The sequence below is a fragment of the Streptomyces sp. NPDC059989 genome (assembly GCF_042736975.1).
Lineage (GTDB): Bacteria > Actinomycetota > Actinomycetes > Streptomycetales > Streptomycetaceae > Streptomyces.
On record NZ_JBHWUO010000004.1, the window covers coordinates 68,369 to 87,480 of the forward strand.

Consider the following 19,112-nt stretch of genomic DNA (forward strand, 5'->3'; position numbering starts at 1 on the left):
AAGGGAACCGGGAGCGAGTCGATCCCCTCTCCATGACCGAGGGGGATGACCATGACGAAGGCAGCGGTTTCCGGGACGGCCGGGCGAGTGGTGGTGGCGGGGCTCCTGTGCGCCCTGCTGGCGGCGTGCGGAGCCACGCGCGCGGGACAGGCGGCGGGGCCGGCCCCGGTGCCCACGCTCAGCCCGACGGACTGCGGACTCGACCACACGACGGACGAGACGACGGACGAGGGGAGCGGGGGCTACGCGGGCCCGCCGACGGACGAGGAGACGGGCGGGTACGCGGGTCCGCCCACCGATGAGGAGACGGGCGGGTACGCCGGGCCCCCGACCGATGAGGAGACGGGTGGTTACGCGGGTCCGCCCACCGACGAGGAGACCGGCGGCTACGCCGGGCCTCCCACCGATCAGGAGACGGGCGGCTACGCGGGCCCGCCCACCGACCAGGAGACCGGCGGCTACGCCGGACCCCCCACCGACGGCGAGATGGGCAACGGCGGCGGCCCCTGCGGTCCGGCGGACTGGTTCGACATGACCCGGGACTTCAAGACCTACGTGGAAGCCCACCTCACCAAGGGCGACGACGGCTCCCTCGACCGGAACGCCGTCAAGGAGACCCGCGTCCGCAAGGTGAGCGCGATCGGCGAGGCGAGGATCACCTTCTCCGGCACCAACCTCAACGACGAGGGCCTCAAGACCGTGGCCCAGCGCCTGGCCCAGCTGTTCACCGCCTGGCGGCACGGGGTCTACGGCGACAAGGGAACCGTGACCATCCGCACCACCGACGGTTCCGTCCTCCTCACCCAGCCGTGGTGACTCCCGGCCACCGCGCGTCCCAGAGCGCGCAGTGGTGTGCGGCCCGCGCGTCCAGCGTGCGGATGCCGTCCGGTCCCGGCGCCAGGGACAGCACCGAGCCCGGTGCCCCGTAGCGCGGCCAGTCGGGGGCGCCCGCCGCACCCGGCACGCCGGTACGGGCGAAGCGGGTCCAGTAGCCGATCATCCGGTCCGCGAGCCCGCGCTGCGGATCCGTCAGGGGTGCCAGCGTGAAGAGGTAGGGCAGTTCGAAGCCGTGCGAGGCGCCGTACGGCAGCCCCGGCACCGGTGGCAGACCCGTGAAGTTGGGCGCGTCGCCGTCGCTGAACAGGTAGTCGTACGTCGGCACGTGCCGGGCGAGCGCACCGCTGTCCCGCAGCGTCGGGCAGGTGAACGAGGCATCGGACAGCACGGCGGCCCACGCCGCCGCCGGCGTCGGGTACCGGGACACCGGATAGGCCGCCTCGACGGCCCGGGCGGTATCGGCGCCGAAGGACCGCTCCAGCCGGGCCCGGTAGGCGGCCCCGTCGCCGATCGGCTCCTGCGCCAGGGTCTGCCCGACGAAGATCCGCATCTCGTCCCGGGTGGTGCCCTGCATCACCGGCACCCGGTGGAACCGCCCGGCCTCCAGCGCCCGCCGGGGTTCCAGCGGCAGCAGGGCATTGCCGTAGGAGACCGCTGAGAAGGTCTGCGTCAGCTCCGGGGTGGCCAGCGTCCCCGCGTCCAGCCGGCGCAGACAGTCCAGTACCCCGGCGGTGTCCCCGCAGCCGAGCCGGGCCGCCGCCGCGACGCCCTCCGCGACCGTGCGCGACTCCGGCGCGAAGGGCTCGTAGGCGCCGCGGCCGGGCAGCAGCGACCGCGGCGGCATCGTGGTCGAGCACGATCCGCTCTGCACGATCGCCCGCCGGAAGAGGCCCGCCGAGGCCGGTGAGGTGAGGTGGGCGCAGACGCTGAGGGCGCCCGCCGACTCGCCGAACACGGTGACGTCGTGCGGATCCGCGCCGAAGCGGCCGGCGTTGGCCCGCACCCAGCGCAGCGCCGCCTGCTGGTCGGCGAGTGCGAAGTCGGGGGCCCCGCCGAGCTCCGGATGGCCGAACAGGCCGAAGACGCCCAGCCGGTAGTTGACGGTCACGACCACGGCGTCGCCCTCGACGGCCAGCCGCTCGGGCCGGTACTGATCGCCCCAGCCGTTGACGAAGCCGCCGCCGTGGAACCAGACCATCACCGGCCGCGCCCCGCTCCGGCCGACGCCGCCCGAGGGCGCGGTGACGTTGAGGTGGAGGCAGTCCTCCGAGCCGCTCGGCCCGCCCGGCCCGATCGCGGGCAGCTGCACGCAGTGCGCGCCGGGGGCGCCCGCCTCGCGCACGCCCTTCCAGCGCGGGGCCGGTTCCGGGAGCCGCCAGCGCCGTGCGCCGACCGGGGGAGCGGCGTACGGGACGCCCTCGAAGGTGCTGTAGGCGCCGTGCGCCCGGCCGCGCACCCGACCCGCGTCGGTGTCCACGACGGGCCGGGTCGGCCCGGCCGCCCCGGCCACGAGCAGCAGTACGACGGGCAGCGGCAGCACGCACCGGCGCCGGAACTCGCGCATGTCGGGCACGGGTGACGCCCTTTCGCCGTGGAGCCCCGGGCGGCCCCCCGTTTGCCCGCCCCGAATGGCGCAGTGGACGGGACTGGCACTAAATGTAACAAAGCGTGCGCTTCCCATGACGCACGATGACCGGCTCGCGATGTGTAGACCCGCGTGTCGGCGAACGGAGCTTTTCATGAATGACCCCATCACCCTCGCGGCGACGAAACACTCGGACCGCCAAGAGATCCCCGACACCCCCGCACCGGGCGCACTCGGCGCTCCGCGCACCCGTCCCGTACACACCCTGCTGGAAGAGGCGGCCACCTGCCGCCCGCTCGAAGAGGTCACCGCCCTGGTGAGCCTCCTCACGGAGTCCGGCCAGCTGCCCAACCCCGGACACGAGGCGCTGCGCGCGGCAGCCGTGACCCGGCCCGTGCACGAAGTGCAGCGGATGGTCGCCCTTTTGGGCGAGGCCCCGCACCAGGTGGTCGAGGCGGACATCACCCTGCGCGCCGCCGCCGTCGGACGGCCCATCGAGGACGTGGCCCTGCTGGTGACCATCCTGGGCACCGAGGAGCGGCGTCAGGGCCGGCCGGAGGAGCGGACGGCGCGGCAGACGGCGGAAGAGGAGCCCGAGATGTCCGAGGAGCCGTACGAGCCCCCGTACATGGAGCTGTACGACGCCCCGTACGAGGAGCCGCGCGGGCGCACCGGCCGCGGGCGCGGCGAGCCCGAGGCGGAACCGGCCGGCACGCCGCTGCTGCGGCACGTCCTGCGCTGGTCGGTGGTACTGGCCCTGCTCGTCAGCGGCGCCCTGCACCTGCCCAGGGACCTGACGGTCGTGCCGACCGCGGCGCCCGCCGACGTCCTGCCGCTCCTCGCCACCGTGCTGTGCCTCGGGTTGGGCGCGCTGCTGGCGGTCCGGGACACCACGATGGTGTGGCGGGCCGGGGCGGCCACGGCCGTCGGAGTCGTCGCCCTGCACGTGCTCGGCGGCACGGTGGACTTCGACCCCCTGGCCGGGGCGGTGGGCGGGTCGCAGGCCTGGGCCGGCGTCCTCGCGGTGCTGTGCGCCGCGGTCGGTGCCGTTCTCGCGGGCCTGGCGCTGAGGAGCCGTCAGGAGGACTCGGCCTGAGCGAGCGGTGAAGCGAGCGGCACCCCGCGCCACGGGCGCGGGGTGCCGCTCCATGTTCCGGTCCTTCCCATCTGTTCGGGTCATGTTCCGGCGAGGAGGTTCACCGCCCCCGTGAACACCCGGGGGAGCCCGGCCGCCGCCGGCACGATCCGCCGGGCGAGCCGGGGCCGGTGACGCGCCCACAAGAGGGACGCGGTGAGCGTGCGGTAACTGCGTGACAGCTCGCGCCAGGCCCGCTCGTACGCCTCCGGCCGGCCCGCCCGCACGCAGCGCACCAGTTCGCCCGCCGCCGTCACGGCCAGGGTCAGGCCCTCCCCGGTCAGCGCGTCCACGTACCCCGCCGCGTCCCCGACGAACAGCACCCGTCCCGCCACCCGTACGCGAGCCCCTTGGCGCAGCGGCCCGGCCCCGCGCACCGGCGCGCCGCGGGGAGGGGGCAGCCGGGCCGCCAACAGCGGGAAGCGGGCCAGCTGTACGTCGAAGGGGGCGCGATCCGCGGTCAGGACGGCCACGCCGATCCGGTCGGGCCCGAGCGGGGTGACGTAGGCCTCGCAGTGGGCCGACCAGTGGACCTCCACCAGGTCGCTCCACGGCTCGACGGCGTAGTGGCGGCGCAGGCCGTAGCGCGCCGGCCGGCCGGGCGGGGGCGGCACGGCGAGGCCGAGGCCGCGCCGGACGGGGGAGTGCAGGCCGTCCGCGGCGACGAGGTAACGCGCCGTGAGACCGGCGGCGTTGACGCGCCCGTCGTCCTGGCGGACCTCCTCGACGCGCCGCCGGACCACCCGTACGCCCAGCTGGGCGGCGCGTCCGGCGAGCGCGGCCTGGAGCTCCGTCCGCCGGGCGCCGAGCCCGGGGCCGGAGCGGAACAACCCCTCCGCGTGCCGCCCGCCCACCGCGTCGAGGTAGCGGATGCCGTGGAAGGGCTGCCCGGCCACGGGTACGCCCAGCTCCCGCAGGCGGCGTACCGCACCCGGCATCAGACCCTCCCCGCAGGCCTTGTCGATCGGGGTGGGCCGCGGCTCCACGACCACGACCTCCAGGCCTGCCAGGGCGCCGTGGATGGCGGTGGCCAGCCCGGCCGGACCGCCGCCCGCGATCAGCAGGTCGATCACGACCGGGAGCCCGCCGAGGGCCTGGAGGCAGGGGCGCGCAGGCGCCCGCCGTCCGTCAGCGCGGACTCCTCGCAGCCGATCCGGACGCGCAGCAGCACCAGGTTGAGCACGGTGAAGCCGAGCGCGGTCAGCCAGGCGGTGTGCACCAGCGGCAGCGCGAAGCCCTCCACGACGACCGCCACGTAGTTGGGGTGGCGCAGCAGCCGGTACGGACCCGTCTCCACCAGCGGCAGTCCGGGCACGATGAGCACCCGGGTGTTCCAGCGCGTTCCGAGGCTGGCGATGCACCACCAGCGCAGGGCCTGGGCCGCCACGGTCAGGGCGAGGGCCGACCAGCCGAGCGCGGGCAGGAACGGCCTGTGGGCGGCCAAGGGTTCCACCACGCAGCCCACCAGCAGCACGGTGTGCAGGAAGACCATGGCCGGATAGTGGCCGCGGCCGTACTCGCGGCCGCCCTGGGCCAGGGTCCACGCCCTGTGGCGGCGGGCGGTGATCAGCTCGGCGAGCCGCTCGATCGCGACGAGGCCGATCAGCAGCAGGTACAGGGTCATGGACGTGGGCATGGCCTCGAACGCGGACATGGGCACGGGCACGGAGAGGGACATGGGCATGGGCATGCGATCACCAGTCGTCGGTCACCAGCGGAGCAGGACGAGTTCGGAGGCGAAGCCCGGCCCGAAGGCGAGCATCAGCCCGACCGACCCGGGCGGCGGCGGACCCGCGGTCTGGATGCCGCCCAGGATGTGCAGGACCGAGGCCGAGGAGAGGTTGCCGACGGCCGCCAGCGAGCGCCGGCTCGCCGCGAAGGCCGGCTCGGGCAGCCCCAGCGCCTCGGCGAGCGCGTCGAGGATCCTGGGGCCGCCCGGATGGCAGATCCACGCGTCGACGTCCGCGGGCTTCAGGTCGTGCGCGGCGAGGAAGGTCTCGACCTCCTCGGCCACGTGCAGCCGGACCAGGTCCGGGAGTTCGCGGCCCAGGACCATGCGCATGCCCCAGTGGCCGATGTCCCAGCCGAGCAGGTGCGCGGTGCCCGGGTAGAGGCGGCTGCGCGCGGCCACCACCTCCGGTCCGGCTCCGGCGGCGTGCAGGGGGTGGTCGCGGCCCACCGCCAGCAGGGCGCCCGCCCCGTCGCCGAAGAGGGCCCCGGCCACCAGGTTGGCCATGGAGCTGTCGGCGGCCTGGAGGGTGAGCGAGCAGAGCTCCGTCGACAGGAGGAGCGCCGCGTGGCCCGGCCGGCCCGTCAGGTAGTCGTGGACGTGGCCGACACCGGCGGCGCCGGCCGCGCACCCGAGGCCGAAGAGCGGCACCCGCTTCACGTCCGGGCGCAGGCCGGCGCGGTCGGCGAGGAGGGCCTCCAGCGAGGGGGTCGCGAGCCCGGTCACCGTCGTCGACATGACGAGGTCGAGCTCGCCGGCCGGCAGGCCGCCGTCGGCCAGGGCGAGTTCGAGGGCCCGGGCGCCGAGCTCCAGGGCCACCTCGACGAAGAGCGCGTTCGTCGCGCCGAAGTCGTTCGCGGGTCCGTACCGCTCCAGCGGGAGCGCGAGATGCCGAGAGCGCACCCCGGTGGAGGCGTGGACCCGGCGCAGCAGGGCCCGGTCGGAGCCGGGCGGCAGGAGGCGGGCCAGCGCTGCCGTGATCTCGGACTGCCGGTGGAGATGGGGCGGGAACACGCTGCGCACTGCCAGAACACGTGTCATTCGTTCACCATAGGAAATAACTGACACATCGTTATGAATCAGGCGCATCGGGCGCGGCGTCGCCTAGCGTGTCGCCGTGCCCGCACGAACCGCAGAGACCGGACGAACCGCAGAGACCGGACGACCGCCCCGATCCGGCGCCGCCCCGGCGGCCGGACCCCGAGGCGGTACGGCCGCAGGCCTGGCCGCGGCATGCCACCCGGTACCGGCGGCGGCCGTGACCCTCTTCGCCGTGGCGCTCGCGACCGCCGCCGGGCGGAGCCTCGCGGGAGGCGCCGTCGCCGTGGGCGCGGTGGCCGCCGGGCAGCTCTCGGTGGGCTGGTGCAACGACCGGGCCGACCTGCGGCGCGACCTGGCCGCCGGCCGCCGGGACAAACCCCTGGTCGCCCGTACGGTGTCACCCGCCGCCGTGTCCCGGGCGGCGGCCCTGGCCCTGCTGGCCTGCGTCCCGCTCTCGCTGGCCGGCGGGCTCCTCGCCGGCGCCGTGCACCTGACCGGCGTGGCGGCCGCCTGGGCGTACAACCTGCGCCTGAAGGGCACGGCCGCCTCCTGGCTCCCGTACGCCCTGGCCTTCGGCCTGCTGCCCGCCTTCTTCACCCTCGGCCTGCCGGGCGCGCCCTGGCCTCCGATGTGGCTGACGGCCGCCGCGGCCCTGCTCGGCGCCGGCGCGCACTTCGCGAACGTGCTGCCCGACGTCGGCGACGACCTGGCCACGGGGGTCGTGGGGCTCCCGCAGCGGCTCGGCCCCCGGTGCGCGGCCGCGGTGGCGGGGCTCCTGGTCCTCGGCTCGGCCGCCGTCCTGGTCGTGGGACCGCCGGGGCCGGTGACACCGTACGGCCGGCTCCTGCTGACCGCGACGGCGGCGGCGGTGCTCCTCGCCGCCCGCCGCCCCGCCGGCCGGCTCCCGTTCCTGGCGGTGCTGGCGGTCGCCGGAGCCGACGTCCTGCTGCTGGTGGTCCAACTGCGCGGCTAGTGCTGTGGCCGGAAAGGTTTGCCGGGCGCCGCGACCCGGTGAACCTTTCCGGTCACAGCACTAGGGGACGCGGCGAGTACCGGTCCAGGTCAGGAGCTCGTCCGCCGACCAGGTGTTGACGATGCGTTCGGGCGGGACGCCGCACTCCACGGCCCGTTCGCAGCCCAGCATCTGCCAGTCCAGCTGGCCCGGGGCGTGGGCGTCCGTGTCGATCGAGAACAGCGTGCCGGCCGCCACGGCGAGGCGCAGCAGCCGCCGGGGCGGGTCCAGCCGTTCCGGCCGGCTGTTGATCTCCACGGCGGTACCGGCCTGCGCGCACGCCGCGAAGACGGCCTCGGCGTCGAATTCCGAGGCGGGCCGGGTCCGTCCGGTCACCAGCCGCCCCGTGCAGTGCCCCAGCACGTCCATCAGGGGATTGCCCACGGCCGCCAGCATCCGCCGCGTCATCGCGCGGGACTCCATCCGCAGCTTCGAATGGACGGATCCGACGACGAGGTCGAGCTGCTCCAGCAGCTCCGGCTCCTGGTCCAGCGACCCGTCGTCCAGGATGTCGCACTCGATGCCGGTGAGGAGCCGGAAGGGGGCCCAGGTCTCGTTGAGCTCGGCCACCACCCGCAGCTGTTCGCGCAGCCGCTCCGGGGAGAGCCCGCGGGCGACCGTCAGCCGCGGCGAGTGGTCGGTGAGCACGGCGTACTCGTGTCCCAGCGCGGCCGCCGCCCGTCCCATCACGTCGATCGGGCTGCCGCCGTCGGACCAGTCCGAGTGCACGTGGCAGTCGCCGCGCAGGGCCGCCCGCAGCGCGGTGGCGGCGGGCGTGGCCGGCGGGCCCTCGGGGAGGGCGGCGGCCTCGTCCTCCAGCGTCTGCAGATAGGCCGGTACCGCCCCGGCCAGCGCCTCCCGGACCACCTGGGCGGTCTTGGGGCCGATGCCCTTGACGGCCTCCAGGGAGCCGGCCCCGGCCCGTTCGGCCGTCTCGCGCTCACCCATCCGTACGAGGGCGGCCGCCGCCGTCCGGAAGGCCCGCACCCGGTAGGTGGGCGCCTGCGCGCGCTCCAGCAGGAAGGCGATCCGGTCCAGCGCCGCAACCGGGTCCATCGCGTACCTCCTGGTCCCAGTGTGGCGAGGGGGCCGGGCGGCGTCCTGTCGGCGGCGCGGGTCCGGTCAGGCGGCGTCCTCCGGGACGGCGGCGTCGAGGGCGGCGGTGAGGCGGTTCAGGCGGGTCTGGAGGTCCACGATCTCGGCCAGGTCGAAACCGGTCGCGGTGGCGATCCGCCGCGGTACCTCCACCGCGCGGGCGCGCAGCGCGGCACCCTCCTCGGTGAGGTGGGCGTGCACGGACCGCTCGTCCTCGACGCTGCGCTCGCGGCGCACCAGGCCGGCCGCCTCCAGCCGCTTGAGCAGCGGGGACAGCGTTCCGGAGTCCAGCCGCAGGTGCTGCCCGATCTCCTTGACCGGCAGCTCGCCGTGCTCCCACAGCACCAGCATCACCAGGTACTGCGGGTAGGTGAGCCCGAGGTCCTTGAGGACGACGCGGTAGAGGCCGCCGAAGGCGCGGCTCGCGGCGTTCAGCGCGAAGCAGATCTGGCCGTCCAGGCGCAGGAAGTCCTGGTCGGGGCGGGTGGCGGTGGGCTGCTCGGTCATGAGGGCCAGTGTACGCGGGGTCGTCTTGCGAGGCATTTAGTTGTGCACAATTTAATTGCGTGCTCTACTGGTGGAGCGCGGTCGACCACCGGCCGCCGCACCGGTTCATTTCTGCGAGAGGACCTCCCATGGACGCGCTGTACACCGCTGTCGCCACCGCCAACGGCCGCGAGGGCCGCACCGTCAGCTCCGACGGCCAGCTCGACCTCGCCCTCGCCATGCCCCCGGCGCTCGGCGGCAACGGCCAGGGCACCAACCCCGAGCAGCTCTTCGCCGCCGGCTACGCGGCCTGCTTCGCCAGCGCGCTCGGCCTCGTCGGCCGCCAGGCCAAGGCCGACACCAGCGAGGTCTCGGTCACGGCGGAGGTCTCCATCGGCAAGGACGGCGCCGGCTTCGGCCTGGGCGTGGTCCTGCGCGTCGAGCTCCCCGAGTCCCTGGCGGGCGAGACCGGCACCCTGCTGGTGAAGCAGGCGCACGAGGTCTGCCCGTACTCCCGTGCCACGCGCGGCAACATCGCCGTGGACCTCGTCATCGAGTAGCAGCCGTCGTGATCGGCCGGGGATGCCGGACGCGGGGCGGGCGGCCACCATGGAGTGACAGTTGACTCGTACGGGGGCCGCACGCCGGGAGGCGCCCATGGCGCACGCCTACGCAACGGACGTACTGGTCGTCGGCGCCGGCCCGGTCGGGCTGACCGCGGCCGCGGAGCTGCGCAGGCGCGGCGTCTCCTGCCGGATCGTCGACCGCCTGCCCGCCCGGCTTCCGTTCGCGAAGGCCGTGGGCATCCAGCCGCGCACCCTGGAGGTGTGGGACCGGATGGGGCTGGTCCGCGCCGCTCTGGACGCGGCCGTCCCGATGCGCGGGCAACTGACGTACGTCAACGGGGCCGAACAGCCCCGCATCGACCTCGTCCTGCCGCCCGAGGTCCCGTACGGGTTCGCGGCCCTGCCGCAGTACGAGACCGAGCGCATCCTCGCCGAGTTCCTGGCCCGCTTCGGGACCGAGGTCGAACGCGGCACCGAGCTGGTGACCTTCGCCCAGGACGCCGAAGGCGTGACCGGCAGGGTCCGCACCCCTTCCGGAGCGGAGGAGGAGGTACGGACCCGGTTCCTCGTCGGCTGCGACGGCGCGCACAGCATCGTCCGCAAGGGGCTCGGGCTCGGCTTCGAGGGCGGGGCCTTCCCCGAGGAGTACATGCTCGCCGACGTGCGGGTCGACTGGGACCTCCCGCACGGGTACGGCGTGCGCTCCATGCACCGCGACGCCTCCGGCGCCGTCGACGACATCCTGGTGTGCATCCCGCTGCCCGGACCGGGCCGCTACCGGATGTCGATGATGGTGCCGCCCGAACTCTCCACCGCCCGGCAGGCCCAGGAGGACCCCGACGGCATCGAGCACGGGCTGCAGACCAGCCGGGCCCCCGAACTGCCCGACATCCAGACCGTCCTGGACCGGCTGTCGCCGCGCCCGACCACCGTCTCCGACATCCGCTGGGCCTCCGTGTTCCGCATCAGCCACCGCATCGTCGACCGGTACGGGGACGGCCGGGTCTTCGTCGCCGGGGACGCGGCCCACATCCACCCGCCGACCGGCGCCCAGGGCATGAACACCGGCATCCAGGACGCCTGGAACCTGGCCTGGAAGCTCGCACTGGCCGTCGAGGGGGTCGCCCACCCCGCCCTGCTCGACAGCTACGACGCCGAACGCAGGCCCATCGGCGAGGAGGTCGTGAGCCGCACCGTGCGCCACGCCGCCCAGGGAGTCCAGGCCGACCCGGACGACCCGGAGACCGTGATGATGCGCGAGGCCCAACTGCTCCTCGGCTACCGGGACGGCCCGATCACCGGCCCGCCCGGCGAGGGCCCCGGACCCCGGCCGGGCGACCGGGCACCCGACTGCGCCGGCCTCACCGGGCAGATCACCGCCTACCCGCTGCGCCTGTACGACCTCCTGCGCGACCGCGGACACGTGCTGCTGCTCTACGGGGACGGCCGGGGCTTCGTCGAACTCGCGCGGACGGCCCGGGAGTGCTCCGGAGGCCGGATGGACACCTGGGCGCTCCTCGCCGCCGACGCCCCGTCAGCCCCCGACGGACTGCCGGCCTACCGCGACAGCGCCTCCGAGTTCGCCCGCCACTACGCGGCCCGGCAGCCCACGGCCTTCGTCATCCGCCCGGACGGATACCTCGGCGCGCGCCTCTCCCCGCCCACCCCGCAGGCGCTCCGCGCGCACCTCGCGACCACCTTCGCGGTGCCGGCCGCGCCCGCCGCCCCCGCCGCGCCCGATCAGGGGTAGTCCCACTCCGCATCGACGTAGCCCAGCTTCCGGTTCATCGCGATCACCGTCGCGTTGGCCGGGTGGTGGACGGTCCGGATCCGGCCGACTCCGCACAGCGCCGCGAAGCCGATCCCGAGCGTCTTCATGGCGAGGGACACGCCCCGGCCGCGGTACTCCGCCCGGACACCCGTCATCTCGTTGAAGACGAAGCCCGCATTCCGGTGGTCCGAGGTCGCGGCCATCCCGATCCAGGCGTCGCCGTCCCGCGCGAGGACGATCCCGCGCGGATCGTACGAGTCCACCTCCAGCCGCAGCCGCGTGTACGCGTCGAAGGTGTGGAAAGGGCCCCGGCCGGGGATGTCCGCCGAGCACTCCTTGTTCAGCTCGTAGAGCGCACTGCGCTCGGCCGGACCGTCCCCCAACTCGGCCATCGTGGTGAAGGAGATCCCGCTCTCGCGGCACCGCTCCACGTACCCCTGGAAGCGGTCCGCGTCGAAGACGTCGACGTCGAGTTCGAGCCTGACCCACTGCACCGTCATGAGCGGCCGCCGGCCCGGGCGGCCTGTTCCAGGCGCTGCCGCTCGCCCGGCGGAGCCGGCGACGGGTCCTCGGCCCGCCGGTCGGGCGTGAGCCCGTCGAAGGAGCCGCGGACGATGATGCGAAAAGTACGGGAACCCATCCCCGCACCCTAGAAGGCACCCTTCGTTCCCGCACCGGAATACTCAGGGGCCAGACCCCCCGCGTGCCGGGAGGACGGCGCGGCGGCCGTCCGAAAGCCGGTGCCCCGAGCCCGTTTTGGATTGGCGGACGATCCTCAATACGATCCGGCGATGATCACAAGAAAACGGCTGGCGGCCGGGGCGTGCGGCCTGCTCGTCGCCCTGGCCGTCGGGCTCTTCCCGGCGAGCGCCACCGCCGCCGACGGACCGACGGCGAAGGAACCCCCCAAGGTCGATCTCGTCCTCGACGTCAGCGGCTCCATGCGGGCCACCGACATCGACGGCCAGTCCCGGATGGCCGCCGCGAAGCAGGCCTTCAACGAGGTCATCGACGCGGTCCCCGACGAGGTCCGGCTCGGCATACGGACCCTCGGGGCCACCTACCCCGGCGAGGACAAGGCGCTCGGCTGCAAGGACACCAAGCAGCTGTACCCGGTCGGGCCGTTGAACCGGACCGAGGCGAAGACCGCCGTCGCCACCCTCGCCCCCACCGGCTGGACGCCGATCGGGCCCGCCCTGCTCGCCGCGGCCCAGGACCTCGACGGCGGCGACGCCACCAAGCGGATCGTGCTCATCACCGACGGCGAGGACACCTGCGCCCCGCTCGACCCCTGCGAGGTGGCGCGCGACATCGCCGCCAAGGGCATCCACCTGGTCATCGACACCCTCGGCCTGGTCCCCGACGCCAAGACCCGGGCCCAGCTCACCTGCATCGCCGAGGCCACCGGCGGTACGTACACCTCGGTGCAGCACAAGGACCAGCTCTCCAGCAGAGTCCGCCAATTGGTCGACCGGGCCGCCGATCCCGTCGTCAACCCGGTGGCCACCGAGGGCGCGAAGCAGTGCGCGAGCGCCCCGCAGCTGAAGCCCGGCCTCTACAGCGACCGCGAGACCTTCGGCGAACACCGCTGGTACCGGGTGGACGTCCTCCCCGGCCAGGAGCTGCGCGCCTCGGTGAGCATCGCCGCCGACCGCGCCGTCAACAACGACTACGGCGTCCTGCTGCGCGCCACGACCACCCACGGCCGCGAGATCGTACGCGGCTCGGAGGCCGGTGACGGACGTACCGACGTCGTCTCCACCGGCCTGCGCTACCCGAAGGCCGAGGTCGACGGCGAGGACGGGGACGGGGACGCGAAGCCGGCGGCGGAGACCGTCTGCATCCAGGTCAGCAACTCCTTCTCCGCCCCCGCGTCCGTCAAGACCACCCCGGGCATGCCCGTCGAGCTGACCATCGAGCTGGTGGACGGCCCCGACGGAGCCTCCGACGCCGCCGCCTTCGGCCTCGGACGCGGCTGGTGGCTGCTGGCGGCCCTGGCGCTCGTCGGGCTGCTGGCCGGTCTGGTGTGGGGCTGGATCTCGCGCTGGCGCATCTCCGTCTGGAGGACCAACTGATGCGTACCGTACGCACCCTGACCGCCGCCCTGCTCACCGCGGCCGCCGCCCTCGCGGTGGCGGGCACGGCCGCGGCGGCCACCCCGGCGGCGAGCCCCACCCCCAGCCCGAGCGCGAGCTCCGGCAAGGGTGAGCCCGCCCCGACCGAGGCGGGCACCGGCTTCCGCACCGCCACGGCGTTCCGCCCGGGCCAGCAGGCCACGGCCGGCGCGTCCACCGGCGACTACCTCTACTGGGTGCTCCCCATCGACGCCCAGCAGCGCGTCACGGTCAGCGCCAAGGTGACACTGCCCGAATCCGCCTCCCGGCACGGCGCGGCCACCTGGCGGCTCGACGTGTACGACGGACTGCGCCGCAGGCAGCCCTGCACCTACGGCACGCAGAACCAGGCCGCGGCCAAGGAAGCCGCCTCGGTCGAACTGTCCTGCACCCTGCGCACGGTCCGCGCCGCGGCCGAGCCGTGGGCCAACGATCCGCTGCCGGGCAGCTACTACGTCCGCCTGACGGTCGCCGACCTCCCGGAGGAGGACCTCGGCCTGCCGGTACGGGCAGCCGTCGAGGCCGCGGTGAAGGAGACCGGCGGCGCGTACGCCGTCGACGGCGCCCTCTCCGCACCGCTGGTCCCCGCCACCGTCACCGGATCCCTGCGCGAGCCGGAGGACGGCTGGTCCGGCGGCTGGTGGTCGGACCGCTGGCTCTGGACCGCGGCCGGCGGGGTGCTCGGCGGGCTCGCCGGCATCTTCGGCTACTCGCTGACGCGCGGCGCGGGCCGTCCGTCCCGGGTACCGCCCGGCGCCTGATCCGGCAGGCGGGCACGGCCCCGGGCGGAGACCCGACCTTCCGTGCCCGCCCGGGCCCAGGGCCTTTGGCCCGTACGGGTGGTTGTGCAAGGAGTTGGTGAGGATACGGGGCAGGCGTTGCCGCGCAGGGGGTTAATCCTTTCTGCGGTTGGTACGACAGGCCGTGCGCGGCGCCGCCGGGCGTTGGGCCATGTGAGGGCGGCCCCTCAAGCCGCGCCCGGGACGGACCCGATGGAGAGGATGGCCGCGCCCCGGAGTGCTTGCGAGGGGGCGGCCGTTTCGTGACGCCTGCCCACCTCCCAGGGAGTTCCTCCATGCGCATGCTCGCGCGCCTGACCACCGCCGCCCTGATCGCGATGACCCCCGCACTCGCCGGCGCGGCGTTCGCGGACGCCCCGGAGCCGACCCCGGTCCCGCTGTACGTCGCGCCCAACGCCGTTCCCGGCAAGTACATCGTGACCCTCGACAAGGGCGTGGACGCGGCCAAGCTGGCGCAGCGGCTGAAGCTCAAGCCGACCTTCGTCTACGAGTCGGCGATGAACGGGTTCGCGGTGCCGCTGACCCCGCTCCAGCTGGACATCGTCCGGGTGAGCCTCGGGGTGAAGTCGGTGGAGTCCGACGCGCAGGTCTTCGCGCCGCCGATGAAGCCCGCCACCCCGACCACGGTCAAGGCGCCCTCCTCGACCTGGGGCCTCGACCGCATCGACCAGTCTGCGCTGCCGCTCGACGGCAACTTCACCACCCAGGGCAACGGCGCGGGCGTGACCGCATACATCCTCGACACCGGGATCGACTACAAGCACACCGAGTTCGGTGGCCGAGCCGTGCCCGGCTTCGACGCCATCAACGACGGACGGAACGGGCAGGACTGCCAGGGTCACGGCACGCACGTCGCGGGCACGGTCGGCGGAAAGACGTACGGCATCGCGCGCAAGGCCAAGCTGGTCAGCGTCCGTGTGCTCGGCTGTGACGGCAGGGGAGAGTTCTCGGGGATCATCGCCGGGCTGGACTGGGTGGCCAAGAACGCCAAGCAGCCGGCCGTCCTGAACGCCTCCCTGGGCGGGGACAAGTCCGACGCCGTGAACAACGCCGCGAACGCCGTGGCCGACGCGGGTGTCCTGCCGGTCATCGCAGCGGGCAACTCCGCAGTCGACGCCTGCGGCATCTCCCCGGCCTCCGCGACCCGCGCGGTGTCCGTGGCGGCGAGCACGCGCTGGGACGAGGAGACCGACTTCTCCAACTACGGCACGTGCGTGTCCCTCTACGCCCCCGGCCAGCAGATCGACTCGGCCAAGCTCGGGGGCGGCGCCGTCGCCCTGGACGGGACGTCCATGGCCGCCCCGCACGTGGCCGGGGTCGCCGCCCTCTACAAGGCGGAACACCCGAACGCAGCCCCGGGTGAGGTCGCCGCGTTCCTCGATGACGAGTCCACCAAGGACGTCCTGACCAGCGTCAGCAAGGGCACCCCCAACCAGCTGCTGTCCACTGGCGGCCTCTGACCGATGCGCCGCGCCGGGCCGGGGTTCCCGGCCCGGCACGACCCCTCGGGCCCGTGCTAGCCGAGGCGGGTGAGCCTGGTTCCGAACGAGGGCTCGGCCAGCTCGCCCCGCACCGCCACCGGCACGCTCTTCGCCCCGTCCCCGTCACCCACCGTCAGTACGCCGACCTCGGACCCGGCCTTGGCGGTGTGCGGCACGCCCTTGGCTCCGGCGGCGACCGCGAGCGAGATCCGCAGCCGCTGGCCCGGTACGCCGATCACGTTCAGGTCCTTCGTCGCCACGAGCGGGGTCCGGCCGCCGAGCCCGTCGTCGACGTAGCCGACGGTCTCGCCCTTGCGGACGACGGGGGCGGCCGCCAGTGCCTCCCGTACCGCCTCGATGATCTTCTTGCTGTTCGACTTCACGAGCGCGAGGCTGTTCGTCGCGTCCGGGTCCGGGCCGTCCACGCGCTGGTCCATCAGCGTGCCGAGGATCAGCGGGGTCTCGTCGCCGACCGACTTGTACGCCGCCCACATCAGGGCGCCGCCGGCGGGCGTGCTGGAGCCGGTCTTGATGCCCCGGATGCTCAGGCCGTTGGCCGTGAGGAGGGTGTCGTTGTTGTTGTAGATCGGCTCCGGCAGCCCCTTGATGGTGGCGTTGGGCATGGCGACGACGGTGCGGAACGCCTCGTCCTTCATGACCGCCTCGGCGAGCTTGAGCTGGTCGGCGGCGGTGCTCACCGTACCGGCGTCGAGGCCGCTGGGGTCGGTGTAGGTGGTGTCCTTCATGCCGAGTTCCCTGGCCGCGGCATTCATCTTCTCGACGAACGCCGTTTCGTTGTCGCTCCCGGTGTCCCAACGGGCCAGCAGCCGGGCGACGTTGTTGCCCGACGGGATCATCAGCATCTTGAGCATATCCTGCTGGCTGAACTTCGTCCCGGCGGTGAGCCCCGTGATCCGGGACTCGTGCTCGGAGGTGCCGTCCGCCACGGCCTTCGCGTCGACCGTGATGTCGGGGCCGGGCTCGTTCTTGCGCAGCGGGTGGCCCTTGAGGACCACGTAGGCCGTCATCACCTTGGCGACGCTGGCCGTGGGGACCGGCTTCTGCTCGCCGAACGTGCCGATGTCGCCGGAGCCGGGGACGCGGACGGCCCCCTGGCCCTTGGCGGGCCAGGGGATGGCGAACGTTCCGTCGAGGGTGTGGACGGGTTCGGCCGCGACGAGCTTCGGGGCCGGCAGCGGGCGCAGCAACTGGGCGCCGGTGACAACACCGGCGAGGACGAGCAGGATCGGCGTCCACACCTTGACGCGGCGCAGCGCGGTCCGGCGGGGGGTCTCGGGCGGGGGAGCGGTGTTGGTGAGCTCGGCGAGCAGGTCGAGCGGTGCCGCTGCCGTGGGCTCGGCGGGTGTGGCGGGCCCGGCCGGCCGGGTCGGCCCGGCGGGGGCCGGTACGGGAGCCTTGGTTGCGGGGGTTGCGGGGGTTGCGGGGGTTGCGGGGGTTGCGGGGGTTGCGGGGGTTGCGGGGGTTGCGGGGGTTGCGGGGGTTGGGGGGGGTGGGGGAGTTGCGGGGGTTGCGGGGATCGCGCGGGTTACGGAGGTTGCCGGGGCCGTGCGGGGCTCGGGGGCGTCCAGGTCCTTCAGCGCTACGAACTGGCTCGTCCGCTCGGCATCGCTCTCGTCGGCCCGCGCCCAGGAGGGCACCTTCCGCCCATCGGCGGCCGCGCCGACCGACGGTGCCGCGTCACCGAGTCCCTCGCCGGGCTCGGCGTCACCCTCCGGTGCGCTGTCGGGGGCTTCCTCGACCTCGTCGGACGTCTCCGCCGCCGTGTCCGCCGATTCGACCGCCGCCTGCGAGCCGCTCGCAGGAGCCTCGTCCGCCGCGGCGGGCCCCTCCTGAGCGGTGTCCGCAGCCGCTTCCGCCTCCACCGGGGCAGCAGAGTCGTCCGCGTCCCCGAGAACCGGAGCGTCGTCCGCGTCCCCCGGCTCGGCCGCCGCAGGCGTCCCGGCTTGCTCGCCGTCAGCCGCCCCGGCTGCCGGCTCGCCTTCACCCACCGGCTCAGCCGCGGCCGGCACCCCGGTCCCGTCCGTGTCCGCTGACTTGGTGTCCTCAACACCCCCGGCGTCGGTGGCACCCTCGGCCCCGGCCTGGGCACTCGCATCGGCCTCGGCCTCAGCACCCGCCTCGGCACGGGTACCGGGCTCGGTCCCGGCCTCGGGCTCGGTCCCGGCCCCGGCATCCGCCTCGGCTCCGGCATCCGCCTCGGCCCGGGCATCCGCCTCGGCCCGGGCATCCGCCTCGGCACCGGCATCGGGCTCGGCACCGGCCTCGGCTTCGGCATCCGCCTCGGCACCCGCCTCGGGCTTGGCACCCGCCTCGGGCTCGGCTTCGGCACCCGCCTGGGCACCGGCCTCGGCACCAGCACCGGCCTCGGCACCGGCCTCGGGCCCGGTCCCGGCCTCGGCATCGGCCTCGGCACGGGTACCGGGCTTGGCACCGGCCTCGGCCTCGGCCTCGGCCTCGGCTTCGGCATCCGCCTCGGCACGGGTACCGGGCTTGGCACCGGCCTCGGGCTCGGCTTCGGCACCCGCCTGGGCCCCGGCCTCGGGACCAGCACCGGCCCCGGCCTCGGGGGCCGCCTCGGTGCTGGCATCGGGCTTGGGATCCGCCTGGGTAGCGGCAGCGGCAGCGGCAGCGGGGTCGGTGGCGGGAGCCGGCTCGGCACGGGGGTCGGGTTGTGTCGCGTTGCGCTGAGCGGGAGCGGACACCGTTTCGGGTTCCGTCTCCGGGGTGTCCGAGGAACCGCCCGCCGCCGATACTGCCTTCATCCCAGCCCCGCCTTGCCGCTCGCACCCGGCGGCCGCCCGCCACCGTCATGCGGTGGCGGACGGCCGCCGGCCTTGCCGAATCCGTCCGGTGGCGCCCACCGACGGGCCCCACCGGATTCCTAGATGCCCGCCGTGCCCCGTCCGTTCCCCCGGCCGCATCCTGTGACCGTTCGGTCATACTCCGGTTGCCCGGAGGGACTACGAGGCGTACGCGGCGGACTGACCCGGCATCATGGGTCGCCGATGCGGAGAACGGCACGGCACGAGGAGGCGACCATGGCGGAACCGACCGCGGCCCGGGCGACGCTGCAGTACGAGGACGACCGGGTCCGGGTCACCCGCTGGGACTTCGCGCCGGGGGCGGCCACGGGCCACCACGTGCACGCGTACGACTACGTCGTGGTCCCGGTGGCGGACGGGGAGATCACCGCGCTCGGCGCGGACGGATCGCAGACCCGGTCGCCGCTGCGCACCGGCGAGTCGTACGCCCGTCAGGCGGGCGGCGCGCACGACGTCGTCAACTCCGGCGACGCCCCACTGGCCTTCGTCGAGGTCGAGTTGAAGCAGCCGCCGACACCTTGAGCACGGCCCCACCCGGGCGGTGAGTACGGCTACTCATGACCGGGCCCGCGGGCCGGTCGAGCATGGACAGCACCACCGCCGCGGCACCACCGCGC

Annotated in this window: 18 protein-coding genes; 9 read left to right on the top strand and 9 right to left on the bottom strand. The window is 74.5% G+C overall.

Features of this window, described 5'->3' with window-relative positions; translation table 11 throughout:
- The first annotated feature begins 51 nt into the window (after positions 1-51).
- Complete coding sequence (locus ACFWBN_RS05050; protein ID WP_385170713.1) at positions 52-816, top strand: hypothetical protein; 765 nt, start codon at positions 52-54, stop codon at positions 814-816.
- Here ACFWBN_RS05050 and ACFWBN_RS05055 read toward each other — a convergent pair.
- Complete coding sequence (locus ACFWBN_RS05055; RefSeq protein WP_385171229.1) at positions 800-2,401, bottom strand: carboxylesterase/lipase family protein; 1,602 nt, start codon at positions 2,399-2,401, stop codon at positions 800-802. The genes ACFWBN_RS05050 and ACFWBN_RS05055 overlap by 17 nt on opposite strands.
- Positions 2,402-2,576: 175 nt before the next feature.
- On the opposite strand from ACFWBN_RS05055, the gene ACFWBN_RS05060 reads away from it, so the two are divergent.
- A complete protein-coding gene (locus ACFWBN_RS05060) occupies positions 2,577-3,518 on the top strand; it encodes a hypothetical protein (protein WP_385170716.1) in 942 nt (313 codons plus the stop codon).
- An 80-nt stretch (positions 3,519-3,598) separates the two neighbouring features.
- Here ACFWBN_RS05060 and ACFWBN_RS05065 read toward each other — a convergent pair whose 3' ends face one another.
- The 3 genes from ACFWBN_RS05065 to ACFWBN_RS05075 all read right to left on the bottom strand — a co-directional run bounded on the left by ACFWBN_RS05065 (position 3,599) and on the right by ACFWBN_RS05075 (position 6,327).
- Complete coding sequence (locus tag ACFWBN_RS05065) at positions 3,599-4,630, bottom strand: NAD(P)/FAD-dependent oxidoreductase (protein ID WP_385170719.1); 1,032 nt, start codon at positions 4,628-4,630, stop codon at positions 3,599-3,601.
- A complete protein-coding gene (locus ACFWBN_RS05070) occupies positions 4,627-5,181 on the bottom strand; it encodes an isoprenylcysteine carboxyl methyltransferase family protein (RefSeq protein ID WP_385171232.1) in 555 nt (184 codons plus the stop codon). Before ACFWBN_RS05070 ends, ACFWBN_RS05065 begins: the two co-directional genes overlap by 4 nt.
- A gap of 84 nt (positions 5,182-5,265) precedes the next feature.
- Complete coding sequence (locus ACFWBN_RS05075) at positions 5,266-6,327, bottom strand: type III polyketide synthase (protein ID WP_385170722.1); 1,062 nt, start codon at positions 6,325-6,327, stop codon at positions 5,266-5,268.
- A 217-nt stretch (positions 6,328-6,544) separates the two neighbouring features.
- Here ACFWBN_RS05075 and ACFWBN_RS05080 point away from each other — a divergent pair, with 217 nt between their 5' ends.
- Complete coding sequence (locus tag ACFWBN_RS05080; RefSeq protein WP_385170725.1) at positions 6,545-7,300, top strand: UbiA family prenyltransferase; 756 nt, start codon at positions 6,545-6,547, stop codon at positions 7,298-7,300.
- A gap of 60 nt (positions 7,301-7,360) precedes the next feature.
- On the opposite strand, the gene ACFWBN_RS05085 is transcribed toward ACFWBN_RS05080, so the two are convergent.
- Together ACFWBN_RS05085 and ACFWBN_RS05090 are read right to left on the bottom strand one after the other, a co-directional pair.
- Positions 7,361-8,395, bottom strand: a complete 1,035-nt coding sequence (locus ACFWBN_RS05085; protein ID WP_385170728.1) for a PHP domain-containing protein — start codon at positions 8,393-8,395, stop codon at positions 7,361-7,363.
- 66 nt (positions 8,396-8,461) lie between these two features.
- Complete coding sequence (locus tag ACFWBN_RS05090; RefSeq protein ID WP_385170730.1) at positions 8,462-8,941, bottom strand: MarR family winged helix-turn-helix transcriptional regulator; 480 nt, start codon at positions 8,939-8,941, stop codon at positions 8,462-8,464.
- 128 nt (positions 8,942-9,069) lie between these two features.
- On the opposite strand from ACFWBN_RS05090, the gene ACFWBN_RS05095 reads away from it, so the two are divergent.
- Together ACFWBN_RS05095 and ACFWBN_RS05100 are read left to right on the top strand one after the other, a co-directional pair.
- Entirely contained in the window at positions 9,070-9,480 is a 411-nt protein-coding gene (locus tag ACFWBN_RS05095) for an organic hydroperoxide resistance protein (protein WP_385170733.1), read from the top strand.
- Between the two features lie 97 nt (positions 9,481-9,577).
- Positions 9,578-11,236 (top strand): FAD-dependent monooxygenase, encoded by a 1,659-nt coding sequence (locus ACFWBN_RS05100; RefSeq protein ID WP_385170738.1) that lies wholly within the window; start codon positions 9,578-9,580, stop codon positions 11,234-11,236.
- Here ACFWBN_RS05100 and ACFWBN_RS05105 read toward each other — a convergent pair.
- The gene (locus ACFWBN_RS05105) at positions 11,227-11,757 is read right to left on the bottom strand and encodes a GNAT family N-acetyltransferase (protein WP_385170741.1); all 531 of its coding nucleotides are present in this window, start codon (positions 11,755-11,757) and stop codon (positions 11,227-11,229) included. The genes ACFWBN_RS05100 and ACFWBN_RS05105 overlap by 10 nt on opposite strands.
- Positions 11,754-11,897 carry a DUF6204 family protein gene (locus ACFWBN_RS05110; protein ID WP_385170744.1) on the bottom strand — a complete coding sequence of 48 codons (144 nt, stop codon included), beginning with the start codon at positions 11,895-11,897 and terminating at the stop codon, positions 11,754-11,756. Before ACFWBN_RS05110 ends, ACFWBN_RS05105 begins: the two co-directional genes overlap by 4 nt.
- 151 nt (positions 11,898-12,048) lie before the next feature.
- Between ACFWBN_RS05110 and ACFWBN_RS05115 the strand changes: the two genes are divergently transcribed.
- The 3 genes from ACFWBN_RS05115 (at position 12,049) to ACFWBN_RS05125 (ending at position 15,631) form a co-directional block, all read left to right on the top strand.
- On the top strand, positions 12,049-13,332 hold the full coding sequence (locus ACFWBN_RS05115) for a VWA domain-containing protein (protein ID WP_385170746.1): 1,284 nt from the start codon (positions 12,049-12,051) through the stop codon (positions 13,330-13,332).
- Positions 13,332-14,132 (top strand): hypothetical protein, encoded by an 801-nt coding sequence (locus ACFWBN_RS05120; protein WP_385170749.1) that lies wholly within the window; start codon positions 13,332-13,334, stop codon positions 14,130-14,132. Before ACFWBN_RS05115 ends, ACFWBN_RS05120 begins: the two co-directional genes overlap by 1 nt.
- A 314-nt stretch (positions 14,133-14,446) precedes the next feature.
- Positions 14,447-15,631 (top strand): S8 family serine peptidase, encoded by a 1,185-nt coding sequence (locus tag ACFWBN_RS05125; protein ID WP_385170752.1) that lies wholly within the window; start codon positions 14,447-14,449, stop codon positions 15,629-15,631.
- Positions 15,632-15,687: 56 nt separating this feature from the next.
- On the opposite strand, the gene ACFWBN_RS05130 is transcribed toward ACFWBN_RS05125, so the two are convergent.
- Positions 15,688-18,435, bottom strand: coding sequence for a serine hydrolase (locus ACFWBN_RS05130; protein ID WP_385170755.1), 2,748 nt, complete (start codon positions 18,433-18,435; stop codon positions 15,688-15,690).
- A gap of 276 nt (positions 18,436-18,711) precedes the next feature.
- Here ACFWBN_RS05130 and ACFWBN_RS05135 point away from each other — a divergent pair, with 276 nt between their 5' ends.
- Entirely contained in the window at positions 18,712-19,017 is a 306-nt protein-coding gene (locus tag ACFWBN_RS05135) for a cupin domain-containing protein (RefSeq protein ID WP_385170758.1), read from the top strand.
- The last annotated feature ends 95 nt before the right edge of the window (positions 19,018-19,112 follow it).